A 20,971-nucleotide genomic window follows, 5' to 3' on the forward strand; every position below is an offset into this window, starting at 1 on the left:
CAGCCGCAACCGAACGAGGAACGCAGCCATGAAAATCGCCAGCTTCGATGTCGACGCCCAGAAAGGCTTCACCCCCCTCTGCCCCGCCGAACTCCCGGTGCCGGGCGGCGACGAGATCGCAGCGCACCTGAACCTGCTGGCCCGCCGCGCCGAACTGCGCATCGGCAGCAAGGACGCCCACAGCCCGCAGGCCGCCTGGGTCGTGCCCAGCCACGCCGAGATGCTCGCACCGCTGCCCCTGGCTAATGCCGACATCACCTGGGTCAGCCACTGCGTACCGGGCACCGCAGGCTTCGAGCTGCTGGACGAGCTGCCCCAGCCGCTGGACTACGACTACTTCGTGTGGAAGGGCGTGGAGCCCGACCTGCACCCCTACGGCGCCTGCTACCACGACCTGGCCGAGCGCCGCAGCACCGGGGTGATCGAATTCCTCCGGCAGAACGCGGTCAGCCATGTACTGGTGGGCGGCCTGGCGCTGGACTACTGCGTGAAGACCACCGCGCTGCAACTGCGTCGCGCCGGCTTTGCGGTTATCGTCTACCTCCCGGCGTGCCGGGCAATCGCCGAAGCCACGGCACAAGCCGCGCAACTGCAGATGAACGAGCTGGGCATCACGCTGTGCGCCAGCGAGGCCGAACTGGACGCCTTGCTGAACAGCATCGAGAAGGAGAGCTGATCATGGCCGAGAGCGTGTTTTCCGACCGCATCGTGCAGAACCTGCTGGACACCGACTTCTACAAGCTGACCATGATGCAGGCGGTGCTGCACAACTACCCCAACGCCGAGGTGGAGTGGGAATTCCGCTGCCGCAACGCCGAGGACCTCAAGCCCTACCTGGCGGAGATCCGCTACCAGATCGAGCGCCTGACGGAAATTTCCATCACCGCCGACCAGCTGGCCTTCCTGGAGCGCATCCCCTTCATCAAGCCGGACTTCACCCGCTTCCTCAGCCTGTTCCGCTTCAACATGCGCTACGTCCAGGCCGGCATCGAGGACGACCAGCTGTGCATCCGCCTGCGCGGCCCCTGGCTGCACGTGATCCTCTTCGAGATCCCGCTGCTGGCCATCGTCAGCGAGGTGCGCAACCGCTACCGCTACCGCGAGGTGATCCTCGAGCAGGCCAGCGAGCGCCTGTACCAGAAGCTCGACTGGCTCAAGGGCGAAGCCAGCGCCAGCGAGCTGGCGGGCTTCCAGATCGCCGACTTCGGCACCCGCCGGCGCTTCTCCTACCGGGTGCAGGAAGAGATGGTGCACATCCTCAAGCGCGACTTCCCGGGGCGCTTCGTCGGCACCAGCAACGTGCACCTGGCCCGCGAGTTCGACATCAAGCCCATCGGCACCATGGCCCACGAATGGCTGATGTCCCACCAGCAGCTGGGCCCGCGCCTGATCGACAGCCAGATCGCCGCGCTGGACTGCTGGGTCCGCGAGTACCGGGGCCTGCTCGGCATCGCCCTGACCGACTGCATCACCACCGATGCCTTCCTCAAGGACTTCGACCTGTACTTCGCCAAGCTCTTCGACGGGCTGCGCCACGACTCCGGCGACCCGCTGGAATGGGCCGAGAAGTGCATCCGCCACTATGAAAGGCTCGGTATAGACCCGCAGACCAAGACCCTCGTATTCTCCGACGGCCTCGACCTGCCAAAGGCGCTGGAGCTGTATCGCGCCCTGCACGGTCGTATCCACTTAAGCTTCGGTATCGGGACCAACCTGACCTGCGACATCCCCGGTGTCGTGCCCATGAACATCGTGATCAAGATGACCGCCTGCAACGGCCAGCCGGTGGCGAAGATCTCCGATACCCCGGGCAAGACCCAGTGCCGCGACGAGAACTTCGTCGCCTACCTGAAACACGTATTTCGCGTATCAGACGCGCGCTAGCGCCGAGGAACCATCATGAGCAATCGCCAGAAAGAGATAGCCGCCGCCCTGGACGTGGTACCCCCCTTCGCCGACGAGGCCGCCCTGCAGGCCGAGATCGAGCGGCGCAAGGCGTTCATCAAGACCTGCCTGCGCAACGCGCGGCTCAAGGTGCTGGTGCTGGGCATCAGCGGTGGCGTGGATTCGCTGACCGCCGGCCGCCTGGCCCAGCTGACGGTGGAGGAGCTGCGCGCCGAGACCGGCGACCCGGACTATCGCTTCATCGCCGTGCGCCTGCCGCACAACACCCAGCACGACGAGCACGATGCCCAGGAGTCGCTGAAATTCATCCGCGCCGATGTCGAGGACACGGTGAACATCGCCAACAGCGTGATCGGCCTCGGTGAGCAGGTCACCCACCTGCAGGCGCTGAGCGACGCCCGCCGCGATTTCGTGGTCGGCAACATCAAGGCGCGTATCCGCATGGTCGCGCAGTTCGCCATCGCCAACGCCAACAACGGCCTGGTGATCGGCACCGACCACGCCGCCGAGGCGGTGATGGGCTTCTTCACCAAGTTCGGCGACGGCGCCTGCGACCTGGCACCGCTCTCCGGCTTGGTGAAGAACCAGGTGCGCGCCATCGCCCGCTACCTGGGTGCGCCGGACAACCTGGTGCAGAAGGTGCCGACCGCCGACCTCGAAGAGCTGCGCCCCGGCAAGCCGGACGAAGAGGCCCATGGCGTCAGCTACGCCGAGATCGACGCCTTCCTGCACGGCGAGACCGTGCGCCAGGAGGCCTACGACATCATCGTGCGCACCTACGACGCCACCCAGCACAAGCGCGACCTACCGCTGGTGCCCTGAGGCGCTACACCACGGGTGCGGGCGGCGGCTGGTCGGGAAGGGTCGGTTCGCCCGGCTCGTGGGGCTGGGTGGGTTCGCCCGGTTCCTCGGGGCTGTCCGGCCCCGGCACCTGTTGCAGCACCAGCGACGGGTCGCTGCGGGCGAGAATGGCGTCCACCAGTGCGCTGGCACTGGGCGTCAGGGCTTCGATGATGATCTGGGAGCGCATGGCAATCCTCCGGCGTTCACAGTGGCTTCAAGCATTAGAGCCCCGCATCAATCGAAGAATTCCGCTTATATCCGTCCCCGCCGACCTGTAGCCCGGCTTCAGCCGTCAAAGGCTTCGCGAGCAGAGCTCGCTCCTACGGGCGGTCGTTGAAGTGCACGGTGATGGAGACCAGCACCGGCTGGTCCTCGTCGCCCTGGCGGTACTCCGGCTCGAAGCCATAGCCGAGCCAGACCTCGCTGCCATTCTTCACCACCAGGTCCGAACGCTCGTCGCCAGTGCCTTCCAGCCCCTGCAGCCAGGGGCCCGTCTCTTCGCGACGCTGGCCCAGGCGCAACTGGCCATCCAGGCTGAAACGCCAGTTCGCGCCGCGCTCGCCCACGCCTTGCATCCAGCCGAGGAACAGACTGTCGTTGTAGCCGCCCAGCTCCCAGCAGCGCGCTTCGCGCAGGCGGTCGCCGAGGAACACCAGCATCATCGAATTGCCATACAGCAGCCCGCGCCGCTTGCCGTACATCGGCAGCTCGGCCGTCGGCGGGCCCAGGCGCTCGACGAACTGCGCGCGGGTGGCCGTGGCGGGCAGGCCGAAGGCCTCGGTGCCGCTGACCACGTTGAGCTCCTCGGCCCGCAGCAGCGCGCAGAAGCCGAGGCCCAGGATGAACAGGACAGGTTTGAGCAGGTTCATTCGTCAGTTCCCTTGACTGGAGAGAGGCATGAAAAAGCCGGGCAAGGGCCCGGCTCTCTGGTGTGGCAGGTGACTCAGGCCTTGGGCAGGGTGACGCCGGTCTGGCCCTGGTACTTGCCGCCGCGGTCGCGGTAGGAGACTTCGCAGGCTTCGTCCGACTGCAGGAAAAGCATCTGCGCCACGCCTTCGTGGGCGTAGATCTTCGCCGGCAGGTTGGTGGTGTTGGAGAACTCCAGGGTCACGTGGCCTTCCCACTCCGGTTCCAGCGGGGTGACGTTGACGATGATGCCGCAGCGCGCGTAGGTGCTCTTGCCCAGGCAGATGGTCAGCACGTCACGCGGGATGCGGAAGTACTCGACGGTGCGGGCCAGGGCGAAAGAGTTCGGCGGGATGATGCAGACGTCGCTGTTGATGTCGACGAAGCTCTTCTCGTCGAAGTTCTTCGGGTCGACCACGGCGGAGTGGATGTTGGTGAAGACCTTGAACTCGGCCGCGCAGCGCACGTCGTAGCCGTAGCTGGACACCCCATAGGAAATCACCCGGCTGTCGTCCGCGCCGCGCACCTGGCGCTCGACGAAGGGCTCGATCATCCCGTGTTCCTGGGCCATGCGGCGAATCCACTTGTCCGATTTGATGCTCATGGCGGGGGTCCTGTGAAGGTGAAAAATGATCGCGAATCTTACCGGGCGCGGGCCTTTCGGGCAAAGGGCAGCGACCGGGAGCGTGCCCTGGCGCCCAGTGCCGCCGAGCGGGGCTTGTGGCGATGCCGCCGAGTGCGCCACTGTTGGCCCGCCCTTGTGGAGAAAGGACCCACCATGACCCCCTGGCTGATCATCCCCGGCCTGTTCTTCGCCGTCTTTTCCTTCTCGTTCTTCAAGCGCCGCCGCGCAAGCGGCCGGGAACGCTTCATCCGCGAGTTCCGCCCGGCGCCCTGGCTGTTCGACGAACTGCGCAAACGCCATCCGCAGCTGAGCCTGGAAGACTGCATGCTGGTGAGCGCCGGCCTGCGCCAGTACTTCCTCTGCTACCTCAAGAGCGGCTACGGCTACGTCTCCATGCCCTCCCAGGTGGTGGACGACCTGTGGCACGCCTTCATCCTCGACACCCGCGAATACAAGCGCTTCTGCCAGCAGGCCTTCGGCCGCTTCCTGCACCACCGCCCGGCGCGCACCCTCTCGGGCAACGCCCGCCAGGCCGACGCCGGCCTGCGCCGCTGCTGGTGGTACGCCTGCGAACAGGAACGCATCGACCCGCAGCGGCCCGGCCGCGTGCCGCTGCTGTTCGACCTGGACAGCCGCCTGGGCATCGTCGGCGGCTTCCTCTATGTCGCCGACTGCAAGGGCGTACGGCGCAACGACGGCGGCGACTCGGGCAGCGGCGTCATCTACTGCGGCGGGGACTTCGTCGGCAGCGACTCGGGCTACGGCTCCAGCGACTTCGGCGACGGCAGCGGCACGGGCGGCAGCCATCACGGCAGCGATTCATCGAGCGATGGGGGCGGTTCGGACGGCGGCGGGGACAGTGGAGGCGGATGCGGCGGAGGGTGTGGCGGCGGTGGGGGCGATTGAGCCCCCACCGCTGTGCGACATCAGTCGTCGCTGATGGTGATGGTCGGCATGGCACCGGCGCCCATGCCGGACTGCGCGATGCGCGCGCCGACGCAGCGCGCCATTTCCTGGTAGATCATGGCGATCTGGCTTTCCGGGTCGGCGACGGTGGTCGGCTTGCCGCCATCGGATTGCATGCGGATGGCCATGGACAGCGGCAGGGAGGCCAGCAGGTCGACGCCGTACTGGGCCGCCAGCTTCTCGCCGCCGCCTTCGCCGAACAGGTGCTCGGCATGGCCGCAGTTGGAGCAGATGTGCACGGCCATGTTCTCCACCACGCCCAGCACCGGGATGTTGACCTTGCGGAACATCTCCACGCCCTTCTTCGCGTCCAGCAGGGCCAGGTCCTGCGGGGTGGTGACGATCACGCTGCCGGCCACCGGCACCTTCTGCGCCAGGGTCAGCTGGATGTCGCCGGTGCCCGGGGGCATGTCCACCACCAGGTAGTCGAGGTCGTCCCAGGCGGTCTGGGTGATCAGCTGGATCAGCGCGCCGGAGACCATCGGGCCACGCCACACCACCGGCGTGTTGTCATCGGTGAGGAAGGCCATGGACATGACCTCCACGCCGAGGGACTTGATCGGCACGAAGAACTTCTGGTCGCGTACCTCGGGGCGGGTGCCCTCGGCGATGCCGAACATGATGCCCTGGCTCGGGCCGTAGATATCGGCGTCGAGGATGCCCACGCGGGCGCCTTCACGGGCCAGCGCCAGCGCCAGGTTGGCGGCAGTGGTGGACTTGCCCACACCGCCCTTGCCCGAGGCCACGGCGATCACGTTCTTGACGTTGGCCAGGGCCGGCACCTGGGCCTGGGCCTTGTGCGGCTCGATCACGCAGTCGACCTCGACCTTGGCCGAGTCGATGCCGTCCTGGTTCTCCAGGGCCATCTGCAGCATCTGCGCCCAGCCGCTCTTGAACAGGCCGGCGGCGTAGCCCAATTCCAGGCGTACGTGGACCTTGCCGCCCTGGATGTCGACCTCGCGCAGGCAGCCGGCGCTGACCGGGTCCTGGCCAAGGTGGGGATCGGTGAACTGGCGAAGCGTGGCTTCCACCACGGCGCGGGTGACAGGCATGGAAAACTCCGGGAAAAGACCGAGCGAAACAGGCGGGCATCTTAACCCAAAGCCCATGCAACAGATGAAAATGCCCCGCCGCGCCTATATAGTTACCGACTTTCCCGTGTTCCCAGTGCAGCCGATCACCATGACCGAAGCCCGCAAGATCCTCGTCACCAGCGCCCTCCCCTATGCCAACGGTTCCATCCACCTCGGGCATATGGTCGAGTACATCCAGACCGACATCTGGGTGCGCTTCCAGAAGATGCGCGGCAACCAGGCCATCTACGTCTGCGCCGACGACGCCCACGGTTCGGCCATCATGCTGCGCGCCGAGAAGGAGGGCATCACCTCCGAGCAGCTGATCGACAACGTGCGCGCCGAGCACACCACCGATTTCGCCGACTTCCTGGTGGAGTTCGACAACTACCATTCGACCCACTCGGACGAGAACCGTGTGCTGTCCAGCAGCATCTACACCAAGCTGCGCGACGCCGGTCACATCGCCACCCGCCCGGTGACCCAGTACTTCGACCCGGACAAGCAGATGTTCCTGGCCGACCGCTTCATCAAGGGCACCTGCCCGAAATGCGCGGCCGAAGACCAGTACGGCGACAACTGCGAGTCCTGCGGCGCCACCTATTCGCCCACCGAGCTGAAGAACCCCAAGTCGGCCATCTCCGGCGCCACGCCGGTGCTCAAGGAGTCGCTGCACTACTTCTTCAAGCTGCCCGACTTCGACGCCATGCTGAAACAGTGGACCCGCAGCGGCGCCCTGCAGGAGTCGGTGGCCAACAAGATCGCCGAATGGCTGGACGCCGGCCTGCAGGAGTGGGACATCAGCCGTGACGCCCCCTACTTCGGCTTCGAGATCCCCGACGCCCCGGGCAAGTACTTCTACGTGTGGCTGGACGCCCCCATCGGCTACATGGCCAGCTTCCAGAACCTCTGCGCGCGCCGTCCGGAGCTGGACTTCGACGCCTTCTGGGGCAAGGACTCCAGCGCCGAGCTGTACCACTTCATCGGCAAGGACATCGTCAACTTCCATGCCCTGTTCTGGCCCGCCATGCTCGAAGGCGCCGGCTACCGCAAGCCGACCGCGCTCAACGTGCACGGCTACCTGACGGTGAACGGGCAGAAGATGTCCAAGTCCCGCGGCACCTTCATCAAGGCGCGCACCTACCTCGACCACCTGAGCCCGGAATACCTGCGCTACTACTACGCGGCCAAGCTGGGCCGCGGCGTGGACGACCTCGACCTGAACCTCGAGGACTTCGTGCAGAAGGTGAACTCCGACCTGGTGGGCAAGGTGGTCAACATCGCCAGCCGCTGCGCCGGTTTCATCCACAAGGGCAACGCCGGCCGCCTGGTGGCCGCCAATGCCGCGCCCGAGCTGTTCGCCGAGTTCAAGGCCGCTGCGCCGAGCATCGCCGAGGCCTTCGAGAACCGTGACTTCGCCCGCGCCATGCGCGAGATCATGGCCCTGGCCGACCGTGCCAACGCCTGGATCGCCGACAAGGCGCCCTGGGCCCTGGCCAAGCAGGAAGGCAAGCAGGACGAGGTGCAGGCCGTCTGCGCCGCAGGCGTCAACCTGTTCCGCCAGTTGGTGATCTTCCTCAAGCCGGTGCTGCCGAACCTCTCCGCCGCTGCCGAGCAGTTCCTCAACGTCGCCCCGCTGAGCTGGGCCGACCACGAGACGCTGCTGGCCGACCACCAACTGAACGCCTTCACCCCGCTGATGACCCGCATCGAGCCGGCGAAGATCGAAGCCATGGTCGCCGCGTCCAAGGAAGACCTGGCCGCCGCCGCACCGGCCCCCGCCGGCAACGGCGAGCTGACCAAGGACCCGCTGGCCGCCGAGATCGGCTTCGACGCCTTCGCCGCCGTCGACCTGCGCATCGCGCTGATCGAGAAGGCCGAGTTCGTCGAAGGGGCCGACAAGCTGCTGCGCCTGTCCCTGGATATCGGCGACCAGAAGCGCAACGTGTTCTCCGGCATCAAGAGCGCCTACCCGGACCCGAGCAAGCTCGAAGGCCGCCTGACCCTGTACGTGGCCAACCTGGCCGCGCGCAAGATGAAGTTCGGCGTCTCCGAAGGCATGGTCCTGGCCGCCGGCCCCGGTGGCGAGGAGATCTACCTGCTCAGCCCCGACAGCGGCGCCAAGCCCGGCCAGCGCGTGAAGTAGGCACGCTGTCCCTCACGAAGCGCCTGCCCGCTCACCGGCCAGGCGCTTCGTCGTTTCAGGAACCGACAAACCACGCGACACCACGCAAGGAACGCACATGATCAAGCACTGGACCCTGCCCCTGCTGCTGGCCCTCACCGCCCTGGCTGGCTGCTCCGAATCGAGCAAGGGAGGTGATGCGGGAGGCGCAGCCGCCTTCAGGGGCGAAGCCTCGAAACCCGGCGCCTTCCTCGCCTACGAGCACCAGGTCTCCATCCACCTCGCCGCCGACAAGGTTGCCCCGCGCCTGGCCGCCGCCCGGGAAGCCTGCAATGACGGCCGCTTCGGCACCTGCGACCTGCTGGCCATCGAGCAGAGCCAGGGCGGCTACCGCGCCGGCCAGCTGGTGCTGCGCATCGTCCCCGAAGGCGTGGAGAAGATGGTCGCCCTGGCGGCCGAGGGCGGCACGCTGGAAAGCCGCAACACCCGCGCCGAGGACCTGGCCCAGGCCGTGGGCGACAACGCCCGCACCCGCGAGCGCCTGGAGCGCCAGTACAAGACCCTGGAAGCGTTCCAGGGGCGCAAGGACCTGGCCGTCGCCGACCTGCTGGCCCTGGCCCGGGAAATGGCCGAGCTGGAGGTGCAGCTGGCCGCCACCGCCCAGGAATCCGCCCAGCAGCAGCGCCGCATCGCCACCAACCTGCTGACCCTGGACTTCACCACCGACCAGCAGCGCCCGAGCCGCCTGTCGCGCATCGGCGATGCCGCCGCCGGCCTGCTGGACAACGCCACCGAGGGCACAGCCCAGGCCCTGGAGATGCTCGGCTACGGCATCCCCTTCGTGATCATCCTCTTCCCCCTGGCGCTGCTGGTGCGCTGGCTGTGGCGCAAATCCACGCGTCGCGGCAAGGCCGCCGCCCAGCCCTGAGCTAGCCTTGCTGACAAGGGCCGCGACCGCGCGGCCCTGTACCGCTCCGGCGGCATCCCGGATAATGCGCGGCCTTTTCGATAGACCCGACGCCCCTGACCATGACTGATTTCATCCTCGCCCTGCTCGGCGCAGCGCTGGTCAACAACCTGATTCTCGTCCTGCCCCTGGGCACCGACGCCCTGCGCCAGCCCCGCAGCCGCAGCCTGGCGCTGGCCGGCGGCCTGCTGCTGGCACTCGCCACGCCGCTGGCCTGGGCGCTGGACCGGCTGCTCGCGCCCCTGGGCCTCGGCTACCTGGGCATCGCCCTGTTCATCCCCGCCCTGCTGCCGCTGGCCTGGGCGAGCCTCGCCCTGCTCGCCCGCGCAGCGCCGCGCCTGCCCCGCGACGGCCTGCTGCCCCTGCTGCTGGGCAACGGCGCGGCACTGGGCGCCATGCTGCTGGCCGCTGCCGGTGATTTCACCAGCGCCATCGGCCTGGGCATCGGCGGCGGCATCGGCTTCTGGGTCGCCCTGCGCCTGTTCGACGACCTGTTGCAGCGTGTGGAGGCGGCCGACGTGCCCGCGCCCTTCCGCGGCCTGCCGGTGATGCTCGTCTGCGCCGGGCTGATGGGCGTTGCCCTGCTCGGCTTCAACGGCATGGTGGCGGCATGAACCAGGCCGCGCTGGTCGAGCGCCTCGATGCCCTGCTGCCGCAGACCCAATGCGGAAAATGCGGCCACCCCGGCTGCAAGCCCTACGCCGAAGGCATGGCCCGGGGCGAGGCGATCAACAAGTGCCCGCCCGGCGGCAACGCCACCATCATCGCCCTGGCCGATCTGCTGCACGTGCCGGCCCTGCCCCTGGAGGCGCCCGGCGGCCCGGTGCCGCCACAGCTGGCGTTCATCCGCGAGGCCGAGTGCATCGGCTGCACCAAGTGCATCCAGGCGTGCCCGGTGGACGCCATCGTCGGTGCCGCCAAGCAGATGCATACGGTGATCGCCGACGAATGCACCGGCTGCGAGCTGTGCGTCGCCCCTTGCCCGGTGGACTGCATCGACATCCTGCCCCTGGCGGAGCCCGCTGCCAGCCTGCAGCGCCAGCACGCCGACCAGTTCCGCCGCCGCTACGAACAACGCAACCGCCGCCTCGCCCGTGACGAAGCCCGCCGCCTGGCAGAGCGCGAAGCCCGTGCCGCCAGGGCCGCCCAGGCACAGGCGCGGCAGCAGGCCGCGGCCACCCCGGACCCGGTGCAGGCCGCCATCGAGCGGGTCAAGGCACAGAAGGCCGCCGCCGGCACCCAGACCGACCTGCAGAAGCGCCTGAAGATCGAGGCCGCGCAGGCCCGGGTCGCCCTGGCCAAGGCCGAGAAGCAGCTGGAGGTCTATGGCACCTCCGACATCGCCGCCCAGGTGCAAGCGCTGCGCGTCGCCAACGCCAGGGCACAGGCCGCGCTGGAAGCCGCCAACCAGGCACCGGTGGCGGCCTTCGACGAAGCCGCCTACAAGAAGGCCAAGATCGCCGCTGCCATGGGCCGCACCCAGCTGGCCAAGGCGGAGAAGGCCTTCGGCGATGAGCCGACGCCCGAGCAACGCGCCCAACTGGAGGAGCTGCGTGGCGTCGTGACCCAGGCCGAAGCCGAGCTGGATCGCCTGCAGGGCGCCCAGGCCGCCGCCGCCCCCACGCCGGGCATGGCCGCGCTGAAGCAGGCGAAGATCGCCCTGGTCAGCCGCCGCGCCGAACTGCGCAGCGCCGAGGCGCGGGGCGCGACCGAAACGGAGCTGGGCCCCCTGCGCCAGGCCCTGGCCGATGCCGAGCAGGCACTGCACGCCGCCGAGGACGCCAGCGGCAAGACCCCGCCGGACCTGCAACGCATCGACAAGAACCCCATCGACCCGGCCCTGCGCGCCCTGAAGACCGAGCTGGCCATGGCCCGCGCCGAGGTGAGCAAGCTGGAACGTCGCCAGCCCGTCGACGAACAGGCACTGACCCGCGCCCGTGAACGCCTGGAGCGCGCCCAGGCGCAGCTCGACGGGCACGCGGCATCATGACCGAGCAGCCCGGCTTCGACCCGCGCCCAGGCATGCGCCTGGTGTTGCTGGCCTGCCTGCCGGGCCTGTTCGCACTGCTCTGGCAATACGGCTGCGGCACCCTGGTGCAACTGGCCATCGCCATCCCCACGGCGCTGGCCTGCGAGGCGCTGGTCCGGCACTTGCGCAACCAGCGCATCGCCCCGACCGACGCCTTGTTCGGCCTGGCGCCCCTGGCCGAGGGCGGCGCCCTGGTCACCGCCGTGCTGCTGGCGCTGGCGCTGCCTCCCTACGCGCCCTGGTGGCTGGCGCTGTGTGCAAGCGCGAGCGCCATCCTGCTCGGCAAGTCGCTGTTCGGCGGCTTCGGCCACAACCCCTTCAACCCGGCGATGCTCGGCTTCGCCCTCGCCCTGCTGGCCTTCCCCGCACAGTTCACCCACTGGCCCGCCGCAGGTCATGTCCATGGACTCTGGGCCACAGCGCACCAGGTGTTCGGCATCGGCGACGGCCTGGTGGACGGCTGGAGCCAGGCCACGGTGCTGGACAGCCTGCGCCACAACGATCGCCTGACCATCGACGAGCTGTTCGCCAGTCACAATGCCTTCGGGGGCGTCGGCGGGCGCGGAGTCGAGTGGGTCAACCTGGCCTTCCTCGCGGGCGGCCTGTTGCTGCTGCAGCAGCGGGTGATCCGCTGGCACGCGCCCGTGGGCCTGCTCGCCGCACTGTTCGTCATCGCGCTGCTGTGCTGGAACGGCAGCGGTTCGGACTCCAACGGCTCGCCGCTGCTGCACCTGTTCTCCGGCGCCACCATGCTCGGCGCCTTCTTCATCGTCACCGAGCCGGTCTCCGGCCCCTCCAGCGACCGTGCGCGCCTGCTGTTCGGGGTCGGCGTCGGCCTGCTGGTCTATGCGATCCGCACCTGGGGCGGCTACCCGGACGGGCTGGCCTTCGCGGTACTGGCCATGAACCTGCTGGTGCCGACACTGGAACGCCTGGCGGCGTGGAGCGAACGCCGATGAACGGCCGCGCCCTGGTGACGCTGCTGGCCCTGGCGCTGGCGGGAACCGCCCTGCTGGTCGCCCTGCAGCTGGGCCTCGCCCCGCGCATCGACGAGGCGCGCCAGGCGGCCGAGGAGCGCGCGCTGCTCGACCTGCTGCCGCCCGGCAGCTATGACAATCACCCCTTGCGCGAGCCCGTCGCCCTCCCGGATGCCGAAGCCCTGGGCCGCCCGGCGCCCGGCTCGGCGTGGCGGGCCCGCCGCGAGGGCCAGGTGGTGGCGCTGCTCCTGCCCGTCACGGGGCAAGGGTACGAAGGCCCGATCCGCCTGCTGCTGGCCATCGCCCCGGACGGCCGCCTGTTACGCAGCAAGGTGCTGGAGCACCGCGAGACCGCCGGTATCGGCGATCGCATCGAACCCTCACGCAGCCCCTGGCTGGCGAGCCTGGACGGCGTCTCGCTCGGCGCCCGGCCCGGGGAATGGCGGGTCAGGGCCGATGGCGGCGGATTCGACCAGATCGCCGGTGCCACCCTCACCTCGCGTGCCGTGCTCGCCGCGACCCAGCAGGGGTTGCGCTACTTCGACAGCCATCGCGAGCACTTGCTGGGAGCGGCGCCATGAAGCCCGTGGGCCCCCTGCCGCTGCTCTGCCTGGCGCCGCTGCTGGGCACCAGCGACCTGCTGGTCAAGGCGCTGGGCATCACCCTGGTCGCCCTGCCGCTGCTGACGCTATTCGGCGCGGCGCTGCCCACCCTGCGCCGGCTGCTCCAGGGGCGCGCCCTGTGGCTCGGCGCCTCGCTGCTCGCCGGCGCGCTGATAGGCGCCGCGCAGTTGCTGATGCAGGCCGCAGCGTTCGAACTGCTGCGCGCGCTCGGCCCCTTCCTCGCCTTGCTGGCGTTGCCCTGCCTGCTGCTGGTGGCGCACGAGCCGGCCGGCCCTGGCATGGGCCTGCGCCAGGGGCTGGTGTTCGCGTCGTTCGCCCTGGCACTGGGCGCGCTGCGGGAACTGCTCGGCCATGCCAGCCTGCTGGCCCATGGCGAGTGGCTGGGCCTCGGAGCCCTGCACTGGCAGGCCGCGGCCGATGGCCTGCCGCTCTTCGCCTCGGCACCGGGAGGCCTTATCCTCCTCGGCCTGCTCCTGGCGCTAGCGCGCCTCAAACCCTAATCAGAAGCCCTCGACCATGAATGCCGCCAAACGCCTGGAAATCTTCCGCCGCCTGCATGAGGACAACCCCGAGCCCAAGACCGAGCTGGCCTATTCCTCGCCCTTCGAACTGCTGATCGCGGTGATCCTCTCCGCCCAGGCCACCGATGTCGGGGTGAACAAGGCCACGGCCAGGCTGTTCCCGGTGGCCAACACGCCGGAAGCCATTCATGCGCTGGGTGTGGAGGGGCTGTCGGAGTACATCAAGACCATCGGCCTCTACAACAGCAAGGCTAAGAACGTCATCGAGACCTGCCGCATCCTCGTCGAGAAGCACGGCAGCCAGGTGCCGCAGGAGCGCGAGGCGCTGGAGGCCCTGCCCGGCGTCGGTCGCAAGACCGCCAACGTGGTGCTCAACACGGCCTTCCGCCAGTTGGCCATGGCGGTGGACACGCACATCTTCCGCGTCAGCAACCGCACCGGCATCGCCCCCGGCAAGAACGTGCTGGAGGTGGAGAAGAAGCTGCTCAAATTCGTACCAAGGGATTACCTGCTCGACGCCCACCACTGGCTGATCCTGCATGGCCGCTACGTCTGCGTGGCCCGCAAGCCGCGCTGCGGCGCGTGCCGGATCGAGGACCTGTGCGAATACAAGGCGAAAACCTCGGACGATTGAAGCTTCATTGAATCGCCCAATGTTTCGATTGAAAAAATCTTTTTTACCGGCTCCGGCTTTGTCGCTATAAGGTGCGCCAATAGCGCCCCGCATCGTGGAGTGACCGTATGAGCACAGGCAAAGAAGAGATCGAGACCGAGGAAGACTTCGTCGCCGAAGACAGCGATGAAGGCGAAACTCCCGTCGAAGTTGCCAAGACCAACCTGACCAAGCGCCGCATCATCGACAACTACCTGGAAGAGCGCCGCCTGCAGAAGCAGTTGTCCGATTACGATTTCGACTTCTGATCTGTGAAGCCGCCCGAAAGCCCCGCCGATGCGGGGCTTTTTGTTGGCCGGGTTTCACACCCCGCAGGTCGGCGCCGGGCCGGCGAGGCCCAACGCCGAGGGCCGAGGGCCGAACATGGACGCATTGGGCTTCGTGCCTCTCCCCAACCTGCAGACGGAAAAAAGCCCCGCATCGGCGGGGCTTTTCAGGCTCTGGCGGCTCAGTCGTTGCGCGAGGGCGAGAGCAGTTCGATCTTGTAGCCGTCCGGGTCTTCGACGAAGGCCAGGATGCTGGTGCCGTGCTTCATCGGACCCGGCTCGCGGGTAATCTTGCCGCCACGGGCGCGGATGTCTTCGCAGGCCTTGTAGACATCGGCCACTTCCAGGGCGATATGGCCGTAGCCGGTGCCCAGCTCGTACTTGTCCACACCCCAGTTGTAGGTCAGCTCGATGACGCTGTTCTCGGCCTCGTTGCCGTAGCCGACGAAGGCCAGGGTGAACTGGCCGTCCGGGTAGTCCTTGCGACGCAGCAGGGTCATGCCCAGGACTTCGGTGTAGAAGGCGATGGATTTGTCCATGTCGCCGACGCGCAGCATGGTATGCAGCAGTCGCATCTCGGTTTCTCCTCATTGGCTTGAAACGACAAGCCCCGGCTCGTGACCGGGGCTTGGAAGGCAGCTTAAAGCCGGAAGCCCGAAGCGGGAAGTCTTCCCGCTTCAGGCTCTCGGCTTCCAGCTCAGAACAGCTTGCGACCCTTGCCGGCGGCGATGCGCATGCGCAGGGCGTTGAGCTTGATGAAGCCCGCCGCGTCCGCCTGGTTGTAGGCGCCGCCGTCTTCCTCGAAGGTCGCGATGTTGGCGTCGAACAGCGAGTCGTCGGACTTGCGGCCGACCACGATGACGTTGCCCTTGTAGAGCTTCAGGCGCACGACGCCGTTCACGTTGCTCTGGGAGGCGTCGATCATCTGCTGCAGCATCAGGCGCTCGGGGCTCCACCAGTAGCCGGTGTAGATCAGGCTAGCGTACTTGGGCATCAGCTCGTCTTTCAGGTGGGCCACTTCACGGTCCAGGGTGATGGACTCGATGGCGCGGTGGGCGCGCAGCATGATGGTGCCGCCGGGGGTCTCGTAGCAGCCACGGGACTTCATGCCGACGTAGCGGTTCTCGACGATGTCGAGGCGGCCGATGCCATTCTCGCCGCCGATGCGGTTCAGCTCGGTCAGCACCTGGGCCGGGGTCATGTCCTTGCCGTCGATGGCGACGATGTCACCGGCGCGGTAGGTGAGTTCGATGTAGGTCGGGGTGTCCGGCGCCGCTTCCGGCGACTTGGTCCACTTCCACATGTCCTCTTCGTGCTCGGTCCAGGTGTCTTCCAGCACGCCGCCTTCATAGGAGATGTGCAGCAGGTTGGCGTCCATGGAGTACGGGGACTTCTTCTTGCCGTGGCGCTCGATCGGGATGGCGTGCTTCTCGGCGTAGTCCATCAGCTTCTCGCGGGACAGCAGGTCCCACTCGCGCCAGGGGGCGATCACCTTCACGCCCGGCTTCAGCGCGTAGGCGCCCAGCTCGAAGCGGACCTGGTCGTTACCCTTGCCGGTGGCGCCATGGGAAATGGCGTCGGCGCCGGTCTCGTTGGCGATCTCGATCAGGCGCTTGGCGATCAGCGGGCGGGCGATGGAGGTACCCAGCAGGTACTCGCCTTCGTAGATGGTGTTGGCGCGGAACATCGGGAAGACGAAGTCGCGGACGAATTCTTCGCGCAGGTCGTCGATGTAGATTTCCTTGACGCCCATGGCCTGGGCCTTGGCGCGGGCCGGTTCGACCTCTTCGCCCTGACCGAGGTCGGCGGTGAAGGTCACCACTTCGCAGTTATAGGTGTCTTGCAGCCACTTGAGGATTACCGAGGTGTCCAGGCCACCGGAATACGCCAGGACAACCTTCTTCACGTCCGCCATGCCATCAACTCCACGGGGTTGTACGAAAAACCCGTGATTCTACTGACCCTGGCGGCCAAATTACAGTGGCGCGACAGGCAATGACGACCAAGCGACAGATTCTTTCGTCGAATCGACCTGAACGGAATCAGGAAGCAGCGCCCTGGGTGGCCTTGTCGGCCTCGGGGATGATCGGCGCGGGAGCGGCTGCGGGGGCTTCTGCAGGAGGCGCCTCGGCCTCGCGGGACAGGCTGAGGGTGACGCGGCGGTTCTTCGCGCGGTTGGCTTCGTTGTTGTTGGGCACCAACGGGTAGCGCTCGCCGTGGAAGCGCATGACCATGTGCGACTCGGGAATGCCGTTGGCCTTGAAGTAGTCGTACACGGCCAGGGCGCGGCGGCGCGACAGGTCGCGGTTGGTCAGGCGGTTGCCGGCGTTGTCGGAATGGCCGTCGATTTCGAGGTGATTGACGCTGGGATCGGCCTTCAGGTAGTCGAGGATGATCTCCAGCCGGGCCCGCGCCATCTCGTCCAGCGCCGTGCCGCCGCCGGCGAAGCCGACCTGGGCATTCTTGATCTGGTCGAAGTTGACCGGCAGCAGCTTGGTCGTGCAGGCGAGGTAGTCGTTGTAGGCCTTGTTGAACTTCACCGGCAACAGGCGCACCTCGATGGCATCGCCCCCCTGCAGGGTGCGGTGGCGCACCAGCGGGCTACGCCCTTCCAGCAGGCCGGCGAGCAGGCGACCGCCCTGGAGCTGGGAACTGTTGAAGGGCACATCGCCATTGCCGACGCTGACCGCGCCGAGGTTGATGTCGCCGCGTCCTGGCTGCCAGGGCGCGGCGGCGGCCAGCAGGGTGGCGGAGCCTGCGCCCAGCCAGCGCTCGCGGGCCTTGATGCGGAACGTCACCTGTTCGCCCGCGCGACGTACGAACTCGCCGCTGCCGAAATCGGTGATCGGTTGCGACAGGCGGCATTCGAACTTGTCCCCCTCGACCGTCCATTCGGCCTTCTCCAGGCGCGTCTGGAAGGTAATGGCCATGGCCGGAAGGCTGGCGAACAGGCTGAGCAGGGCGACATAGCGCTGGCGCACGGCGGCGGGCTCCACGGAGAAATTTCTGCACTCCCCAGGGCTATCGGTGGCGTCGGGTAAAACTTGAGTGGATTCGACGCATGCCCTTGTAGGAGAAGGCCAGCGGTGGCGCCCTCCCCCGTCACATCGTGAAAAGCCGCCGACGCCCTGAAACACAAGCCCCGCGTGCCCCGAAAAAGCTTTTCCGGTAGCATGCACGACGAGTTTTGCCCGCCTGGAAGCCCCCCATGTCCGACCGTTTGACCTTGCTGCGCCCCGACGACTGGCACATCCATCTGCGCGATGGTGCCGTGCTGTCCAACACAGTCGCCGATGCCGCGCGCACCTTTGGCCGCGCCATCATCATGCCCAACCTGGTGCCACCGGTGCGCAACGCCGAAGAGGCCGACGGCTATCGCCAGCGCATCCTCGCCGCACGCCCGGCCGGCAGCCGCTTCGAGCCGCTGATGGTGCTCTACCTCACCGATCGCACCAGCCCCGAGGACATCCGTGCGGCCAAGGCTTCCGGCTTCGTGCATGCTGCCAAGCTCTACCCGGCCGGCGCGACCACCAACTCGGATTCGGGCGTGACCCGCATCGACACGATCTTCCCGGCCCTGGAAGCCATGGCCGAGGTCGGCATGCTGCTGCTGGTGCACGGCGAGGTCACCCGCAGCGAAATCGACGTGTTCGACCGCGAGAAGGTCTTCATCGATGAGCACCTGCGTCGCGTGGTCGAGCGCTTCCCGACCCTGAAGGTGGTCTTCGAGCACATCACCACCCGCGATGCCGTGCAGTTCGTGGAATCGGCCTCGGCCAACGTCGGTGCCACCATCACCGCCCACCACCTGCTGTACAACCGCAACCACATGCTGGTCGGCGGCATCCGCCCGCACTTCTATTGCCTGCCGATCCTCAAGCGCAACGTGCACCAGGAAGCCCTGCTGGACGCAGCCACCGGTGGCGGCGAGCGCTTCTTCCTCGGCACCGACTCGGCACCGCATGCCAAGCACGCGAAGGAAGCGGCCTGCGGTTGCGCCGGCTGCTACACCGCCTACGCCGCCATCGAGCTCTATGCCGAAGCCTTCGAACAGCGCAACGCGCTGGACAAGCTGGAAGCCTTCGCCAGCAAGAACGGCCCGGACTTCTACGGCCTGCCGCGCAACACCGACACCATCACCCTGGTCCGTGAAGAATGGACCGCCCCTGCGAGCCTGCCGCTCGGCGAGCAGACCGTGATCCCGCTGCGCGCTGGCGAGACGCTGCGCTGGCGCCTGCTGGAGGACAACGCGTGAGCGAAGACCTGTACGACGAAGAGCTCGACGGCAGCCTGCCGCAAGGTCCCCGCCACCCGATGGCCGCCCGCTTCCGCGGCTACCTGCCGGTGGTGGTGGATGTCGAGACCGGCGGCTTCAATGCGGCCACCGACGCCCTGCTGGAGATCGCGGCGACCACCATCGCCATGGACGAACAGGGCTTCCTCTACCCGGATCACACCCACTTCTTCCGCGTCGAGCCCTTCGAGGGCGCCAACATCGAACAGGCGGCGCTGGAGTTCACCGGCATCAAGCTCGACCACCCGCTGCGCATGGCGGTTAGCGAGGAGCACGCGCTGAACGAAATCTTCCGGGGCCTGCGCAAGTCGATCAAGGCGAGCGGCTGCAAGCGCGCCATCCTCGTGGGGCACAACAGCAGCTTCGACCTGGGCTTCCTCAACGCGGCGGTGAACCGCACCGGGATCAAGCGCAACCCTTTCCACCCCTTCTCCAGCTTCGACACCGCGACCCTCGCGGGCCTCGCCTACGGCCAGACCGTACTGGCGAAAGCCTGCCAGGTGGCCGGCATCGAATTCGACGGCCGCGAAGCCCACTCCGCGCGCTACGACACCGAGAAGACCGCCGAGCTGTTCTGCGGCATCGTCAACCGCTGGAAGGAGATGGGCGGCTGGATGGAGGACGACGACTGACGTCCCCGCCTCAACGTCCTCTATATAAGGAAGCCCGGCCGATGCCGGGTTTTCTTTTGTCTGGATTCGACCCCTCTCGCCACCGAGCAGCAAGACGCTGCGTCCTCCCACTATCGGCCTGGAACCAGCCGCCCCCTCGGAAACGCTCTGGGACGGGGCCTGACGGACGGACTTTGACAATCATTCTCATTCTGATTAGTATCGCTTTCCATCAAGCCCACAACCGAGCATTGAGCCCACCCATGTACGTCTGTCTCTGCCAAGGTGTCACTGACGGCCACATTCGTGATGCGATCTATGAAGGCTGCTGCAGCTACCGCGAGGTCCGCGAGACCCTCGGCGTCGGCACCCAATGCGGCAAGTGCGCCTGCCTCGCCAAGCAGGTCGTGCGTGAAACCCTCTCGGACGTACGGAGCAGCCAGGCGTCCCTCGCCTACCCCGCGAGTTTCGTGCCTGCGTGAGTTGAACAAGTTTTGAAGAACCGGACCTGGCGTCCGGTTTTTTTATGCCTGCAATTCAAGCAGTTAGCGCCAAGACGCGGAATCTAAACATTCTTATTCACATTCAAATTATCTTACATATCAATAACTTACGTTGACTTTGCCGGGCAACTGGATAAAATTCGACCACTTACACCCATTTGCACGGCAGGACTCCACATGAAAGGCGACAAGAAAGTCATCCAGCATCTCAACAAGATCCTCGGCAACGAACTTGTGGCCATCAACCAGTACTTCCTGCACGCGCGCATGTACGAGGACTGGGGCCTGGAGAAACTCGGCAAGCACGAGTACCACGAGTCCATCGACGAGATGAAGCACGCCGACAAGCTCATCAAGCGCATCCTCTTCCTGGAAGGCATTCCCAACCTGCAGGACCTGGGCAAGCTGATGATCGGCGAGAACACCAAGGAAATGCTCGCCAGCGACCTGAAGCTGGAGCTCAACGCCATCCCGGACCTGAAAGCCGCCATCGCCTACTGCGAGAGCGTCGGTGACTACGGCAGCCGCGAACTGCTGGAAGACATCCTCGAATCCGAGGAAGAGCACGTCGACTGGCTGGAGACCCAGCTGGGCCTGATCGAGAAGGTCGGCCTGGAGAACTACCTGCAGTCGCAGATGGACGAGTAAGACGTCCGGACATGAAAAAGCCCCGCATCGGCGGGGCTTTTCTTTTGCAGCGGGGAATCAGGCGCTGGCTTTCTTGCTCACCGCGTCCTTGATCAGCTGCTGCAGCTCACCCTTCTCGAACATCTCGGCGAGGATGTCGCTGCCGCCGACCAGTTCGCCATTCACCCACAGCTGGGGGAAGGTCGGCCAGTTGGCGTAGGTGGGCAGGTTGGCGCGGATTTCCGGGTTCTGCAGGATGTCGACGTAGGCGAATTTCTCGCCACAGCCCATGACGACCTGAGCGGCACGTGCCGAGAAGCCGCACTGGGGCGCATTCGGCGAGCCTTTCATGTACAGCAGTACGGTGTTGTTGGCGATCTGCTCTTTGATGGTTTCGATGATATCCATGGCTACCTCGGCTGAACGTTCCGACTCGT

General features: G+C 66.9%; 25 protein-coding genes. 17 read left to right on the forward strand and 8 right to left on the reverse strand.

The genetic code is table 11. The annotated features are described in order from the left end of the window. The first annotated feature begins 28 nt into the window (after positions 1–28). The 3 genes from PHLH3_RS23540 to nadE are packed head-to-tail and all read left to right on the forward strand — an operon-like array spanning position 29 to position 2,727. Entirely contained in the window at positions 29–676 is a 648-nt protein-coding gene (locus PHLH3_RS23540; protein ID WP_213625987.1) for an isochorismatase family protein, read from the forward strand. 2 nt (positions 677–678) lie between these two features. After that, on the forward strand, positions 679–1,884 hold the full coding sequence (pncB, locus tag PHLH3_RS23545) for a nicotinate phosphoribosyltransferase (RefSeq protein ID WP_213625988.1): 1,206 nt from the start codon (positions 679–681) through the stop codon (positions 1,882–1,884). A 15-nt stretch (positions 1,885–1,899) separates the two neighbouring features. Next, a complete protein-coding gene (nadE, locus tag PHLH3_RS23550; protein WP_173176010.1) occupies positions 1,900–2,727 on the forward strand; it encodes an ammonia-dependent NAD(+) synthetase in 828 nt (275 codons plus the stop codon). 4 nt (positions 2,728–2,731) lie between these two features. Here nadE and PHLH3_RS23555 read toward each other — a convergent pair whose 3' ends face one another. The 3 genes from PHLH3_RS23555 to dcd form a co-directional block, all read right to left on the reverse strand. Then, complete coding sequence (locus tag PHLH3_RS23555) at positions 2,732–2,935, reverse strand: hypothetical protein (RefSeq protein WP_213630748.1); 204 nt, start codon at positions 2,933–2,935, stop codon at positions 2,732–2,734. Positions 2,936–3,068: 133 nt separating this feature from the next. Further along, entirely contained in the window at positions 3,069–3,617 is a 549-nt protein-coding gene (locus tag PHLH3_RS23560; RefSeq protein WP_244862932.1) for a hypothetical protein, read from the reverse strand. Positions 3,618–3,691: 74 nt separating this feature from the next. Next, positions 3,692–4,258 (reverse strand): dCTP deaminase, encoded by a 567-nt coding sequence (dcd, locus tag PHLH3_RS23565; RefSeq protein WP_016491514.1) that lies wholly within the window; start codon positions 4,256–4,258, stop codon positions 3,692–3,694. A 174-nt stretch (positions 4,259–4,432) separates the two neighbouring features. Here dcd and PHLH3_RS23570 point away from each other — a divergent pair, with 174 nt between their 5' ends. Then, positions 4,433–5,185 carry a hypothetical protein gene (locus PHLH3_RS23570; RefSeq protein ID WP_213625989.1) on the forward strand — a complete coding sequence of 251 codons (753 nt, stop codon included), beginning with the start codon at positions 4,433–4,435 and terminating at the stop codon, positions 5,183–5,185. A 20-nt stretch (positions 5,186–5,205) separates the two neighbouring features. Here the strand turns inward: PHLH3_RS23570 and apbC are convergent, their stop codons facing one another. Then, positions 5,206–6,297 carry an iron-sulfur cluster carrier protein ApbC gene (apbC, locus tag PHLH3_RS23575; protein WP_213625990.1) on the reverse strand — a complete coding sequence of 364 codons (1,092 nt, stop codon included), beginning with the start codon at positions 6,295–6,297 and terminating at the stop codon, positions 5,206–5,208. A gap of 130 nt (positions 6,298–6,427) precedes the next feature. On the opposite strand from apbC, the gene metG reads away from it, so the two are divergent. From metG to PHLH3_RS23620, 9 genes are all read left to right on the forward strand, one after another. Then, positions 6,428–8,464 (forward strand): methionine--tRNA ligase, encoded by a 2,037-nt coding sequence (gene metG, locus PHLH3_RS23580; RefSeq protein WP_173175995.1) that lies wholly within the window; start codon positions 6,428–6,430, stop codon positions 8,462–8,464. 97 nt (positions 8,465–8,561) lie between these two features. After that, positions 8,562–9,371, forward strand: coding sequence for a DUF4349 domain-containing protein (locus PHLH3_RS23585; protein ID WP_213625991.1), 810 nt, complete (start codon positions 8,562–8,564; stop codon positions 9,369–9,371). A 101-nt stretch (positions 9,372–9,472) separates the two neighbouring features. Beyond that, positions 9,473–10,024 carry an Rnf-Nqr domain containing protein gene (locus PHLH3_RS23590; RefSeq protein ID WP_213625992.1) on the forward strand — a complete coding sequence of 184 codons (552 nt, stop codon included), beginning with the start codon at positions 9,473–9,475 and terminating at the stop codon, positions 10,022–10,024. After that, positions 10,021–11,400, forward strand: coding sequence for an electron transport complex subunit RsxB (rsxB, locus tag PHLH3_RS23595; RefSeq protein ID WP_213625993.1), 1,380 nt, complete (start codon positions 10,021–10,023; stop codon positions 11,398–11,400). Before PHLH3_RS23590 ends, rsxB begins: the two co-directional genes overlap by 4 nt. Next, positions 11,397–12,398, forward strand: a complete 1,002-nt coding sequence (locus PHLH3_RS23600) for an RnfABCDGE type electron transport complex subunit D (protein WP_213625994.1) — start codon at positions 11,397–11,399, stop codon at positions 12,396–12,398. The genes rsxB and PHLH3_RS23600 overlap by 4 nt, the downstream gene beginning before the upstream one ends. Next, positions 12,395–12,997, forward strand: coding sequence for an RnfABCDGE type electron transport complex subunit G (locus tag PHLH3_RS23605; protein WP_213625995.1), 603 nt, complete (start codon positions 12,395–12,397; stop codon positions 12,995–12,997). The genes PHLH3_RS23600 and PHLH3_RS23605 overlap by 4 nt, the downstream gene beginning before the upstream one ends. Then, complete coding sequence (locus PHLH3_RS23610) at positions 12,994–13,539, forward strand: Rnf-Nqr domain containing protein (RefSeq protein ID WP_213625996.1); 546 nt, start codon at positions 12,994–12,996, stop codon at positions 13,537–13,539. Before PHLH3_RS23605 ends, PHLH3_RS23610 begins: the two co-directional genes overlap by 4 nt. 16 nt (positions 13,540–13,555) lie before the next feature. Then, positions 13,556–14,194, forward strand: a complete 639-nt coding sequence (gene nth, locus PHLH3_RS23615) for an endonuclease III (protein ID WP_213625997.1) — start codon at positions 13,556–13,558, stop codon at positions 14,192–14,194. A 107-nt stretch (positions 14,195–14,301) separates the two neighbouring features. After that, positions 14,302–14,481, forward strand: a complete 180-nt coding sequence (locus PHLH3_RS23620; protein ID WP_173175969.1) for a hypothetical protein — start codon at positions 14,302–14,304, stop codon at positions 14,479–14,481. A gap of 200 nt (positions 14,482–14,681) precedes the next feature. Here PHLH3_RS23620 and gloA read toward each other — a convergent pair whose 3' ends face one another. The 3 genes from gloA to PHLH3_RS23635 all read right to left on the reverse strand — a co-directional run bounded on the left by gloA (position 14,682) and on the right by PHLH3_RS23635 (position 17,480). Next, entirely contained in the window at positions 14,682–15,074 is a 393-nt protein-coding gene (gloA, locus tag PHLH3_RS23625) for a lactoylglutathione lyase (RefSeq protein ID WP_213625998.1), read from the reverse strand. 122 nt (positions 15,075–15,196) lie between these two features. Beyond that, on the reverse strand, positions 15,197–16,414 hold the full coding sequence (locus tag PHLH3_RS23630; protein ID WP_173175965.1) for an argininosuccinate synthase: 1,218 nt from the start codon (positions 16,412–16,414) through the stop codon (positions 15,197–15,199). Between the two features lie 127 nt (positions 16,415–16,541). Then, positions 16,542–17,480 carry an OmpA family protein gene (locus tag PHLH3_RS23635; RefSeq protein WP_173176267.1) on the reverse strand — a complete coding sequence of 313 codons (939 nt, stop codon included), beginning with the start codon at positions 17,478–17,480 and terminating at the stop codon, positions 16,542–16,544. A 227-nt stretch (positions 17,481–17,707) separates the two neighbouring features. Between PHLH3_RS23635 and pyrC the strand changes: the two genes are divergently transcribed. The 4 genes from pyrC to bfr all read left to right on the forward strand — a co-directional run bounded on the left by pyrC (position 17,708) and on the right by bfr (position 20,555). Next, positions 17,708–18,754, forward strand: a complete 1,047-nt coding sequence (gene pyrC, locus PHLH3_RS23640) for a dihydroorotase (protein ID WP_213625999.1) — start codon at positions 17,708–17,710, stop codon at positions 18,752–18,754. Beyond that, positions 18,751–19,425, forward strand: coding sequence for a ribonuclease T (gene rnt, locus PHLH3_RS23645; RefSeq protein WP_173175961.1), 675 nt, complete (start codon positions 18,751–18,753; stop codon positions 19,423–19,425). The genes pyrC and rnt overlap by 4 nt, the downstream gene beginning before the upstream one ends. A gap of 242 nt (positions 19,426–19,667) precedes the next feature. Then, on the forward strand, positions 19,668–19,886 hold the full coding sequence (locus tag PHLH3_RS23650; protein WP_111261086.1) for a bacterioferritin-associated ferredoxin: 219 nt from the start codon (positions 19,668–19,670) through the stop codon (positions 19,884–19,886). 198 nt (positions 19,887–20,084) lie between these two features. Beyond that, a complete protein-coding gene (bfr, locus tag PHLH3_RS23655) occupies positions 20,085–20,555 on the forward strand; it encodes a bacterioferritin (RefSeq protein ID WP_173175959.1) in 471 nt (156 codons plus the stop codon). 57 nt (positions 20,556–20,612) lie between these two features. On the opposite strand, the gene grxD is transcribed toward bfr, so the two are convergent. After that, positions 20,613–20,942, reverse strand: coding sequence for a Grx4 family monothiol glutaredoxin (gene grxD / locus PHLH3_RS23660; RefSeq protein WP_111261104.1), 330 nt, complete (start codon positions 20,940–20,942; stop codon positions 20,613–20,615). Positions 20,943–20,971 lie beyond the last annotated feature (29 nt).

Source organism: Pseudomonas sp. Pc102 (assembly GCF_018408275.1).
In the GTDB taxonomy this organism is placed as follows: Bacteria; Pseudomonadota; Gammaproteobacteria; order Pseudomonadales; family Pseudomonadaceae; genus Metapseudomonas; species Metapseudomonas tohonis.

Coding starts and splice junctions, on each gene's coding strand:
- PHLH3_RS23590 (WP_213625992.1), top strand. CDS start 9,473: ATGACTGATTTCATCCTCGCCCTGCTCGGCGCAGCGCTGGTCAACAAC.
- nadE (WP_173176010.1), top strand. CDS start 1,900: ATGAGCAATCGCCAGAAAGAGATAGCCGCCGCCCTGGACGTGGTACCC.
- PHLH3_RS23585 (WP_213625991.1), top strand. CDS start 8,562: ATGATCAAGCACTGGACCCTGCCCCTGCTGCTGGCCCTCACCGCCCTG.
- pyrC (WP_213625999.1), top strand. CDS start 17,708: ATGTCCGACCGTTTGACCTTGCTGCGCCCCGACGACTGGCACATCCAT.
- dcd (WP_016491514.1), bottom strand. CDS start 4,258: ATGAGCATCAAATCGGACAAGTGGATTCGCCGCATGGCCCAGGAACAC.
- PHLH3_RS23610 (WP_213625996.1), top strand. CDS start 12,994: ATGAAGCCCGTGGGCCCCCTGCCGCTGCTCTGCCTGGCGCCGCTGCTG.
- PHLH3_RS23630 (WP_173175965.1), bottom strand. CDS start 16,414: ATGGCGGACGTGAAGAAGGTTGTCCTGGCGTATTCCGGTGGCCTGGAC.
- PHLH3_RS23605 (WP_213625995.1), top strand. CDS start 12,395: ATGAACGGCCGCGCCCTGGTGACGCTGCTGGCCCTGGCGCTGGCGGGA.
- PHLH3_RS23620 (WP_173175969.1), top strand. CDS start 14,302: ATGAGCACAGGCAAAGAAGAGATCGAGACCGAGGAAGACTTCGTCGCC.
- PHLH3_RS23560 (WP_244862932.1), bottom strand. CDS start 3,617: ATGAACCTGCTCAAACCTGTCCTGTTCATCCTGGGCCTCGGCTTCTGC.
- metG (WP_173175995.1), top strand. CDS start 6,428: ATGACCGAAGCCCGCAAGATCCTCGTCACCAGCGCCCTCCCCTATGCC.
- PHLH3_RS23570 (WP_213625989.1), top strand. CDS start 4,433: ATGACCCCCTGGCTGATCATCCCCGGCCTGTTCTTCGCCGTCTTTTCC.
- PHLH3_RS23540 (WP_213625987.1), top strand. CDS start 29: ATGAAAATCGCCAGCTTCGATGTCGACGCCCAGAAAGGCTTCACCCCC.
- PHLH3_RS23555 (WP_213630748.1), bottom strand. CDS start 2,935: ATGCGCTCCCAGATCATCATCGAAGCCCTGACGCCCAGTGCCAGCGCA.
- PHLH3_RS23650 (WP_111261086.1), top strand. CDS start 19,668: ATGTACGTCTGTCTCTGCCAAGGTGTCACTGACGGCCACATTCGTGAT.
- nth (WP_213625997.1), top strand. CDS start 13,556: ATGAATGCCGCCAAACGCCTGGAAATCTTCCGCCGCCTGCATGAGGAC.
- rsxB (WP_213625993.1), top strand. CDS start 10,021: ATGAACCAGGCCGCGCTGGTCGAGCGCCTCGATGCCCTGCTGCCGCAG.
- gloA (WP_213625998.1), bottom strand. CDS start 15,074: ATGCGACTGCTGCATACCATGCTGCGCGTCGGCGACATGGACAAATCC.
- PHLH3_RS23600 (WP_213625994.1), top strand. CDS start 11,397: ATGACCGAGCAGCCCGGCTTCGACCCGCGCCCAGGCATGCGCCTGGTG.
- bfr (WP_173175959.1), top strand. CDS start 20,085: ATGAAAGGCGACAAGAAAGTCATCCAGCATCTCAACAAGATCCTCGGC.
- pncB (WP_213625988.1), top strand. CDS start 679: ATGGCCGAGAGCGTGTTTTCCGACCGCATCGTGCAGAACCTGCTGGAC.
- grxD (WP_111261104.1), bottom strand. CDS start 20,942: ATGGATATCATCGAAACCATCAAAGAGCAGATCGCCAACAACACCGTA.
- apbC (WP_213625990.1), bottom strand. CDS start 6,297: ATGCCTGTCACCCGCGCCGTGGTGGAAGCCACGCTTCGCCAGTTCACC.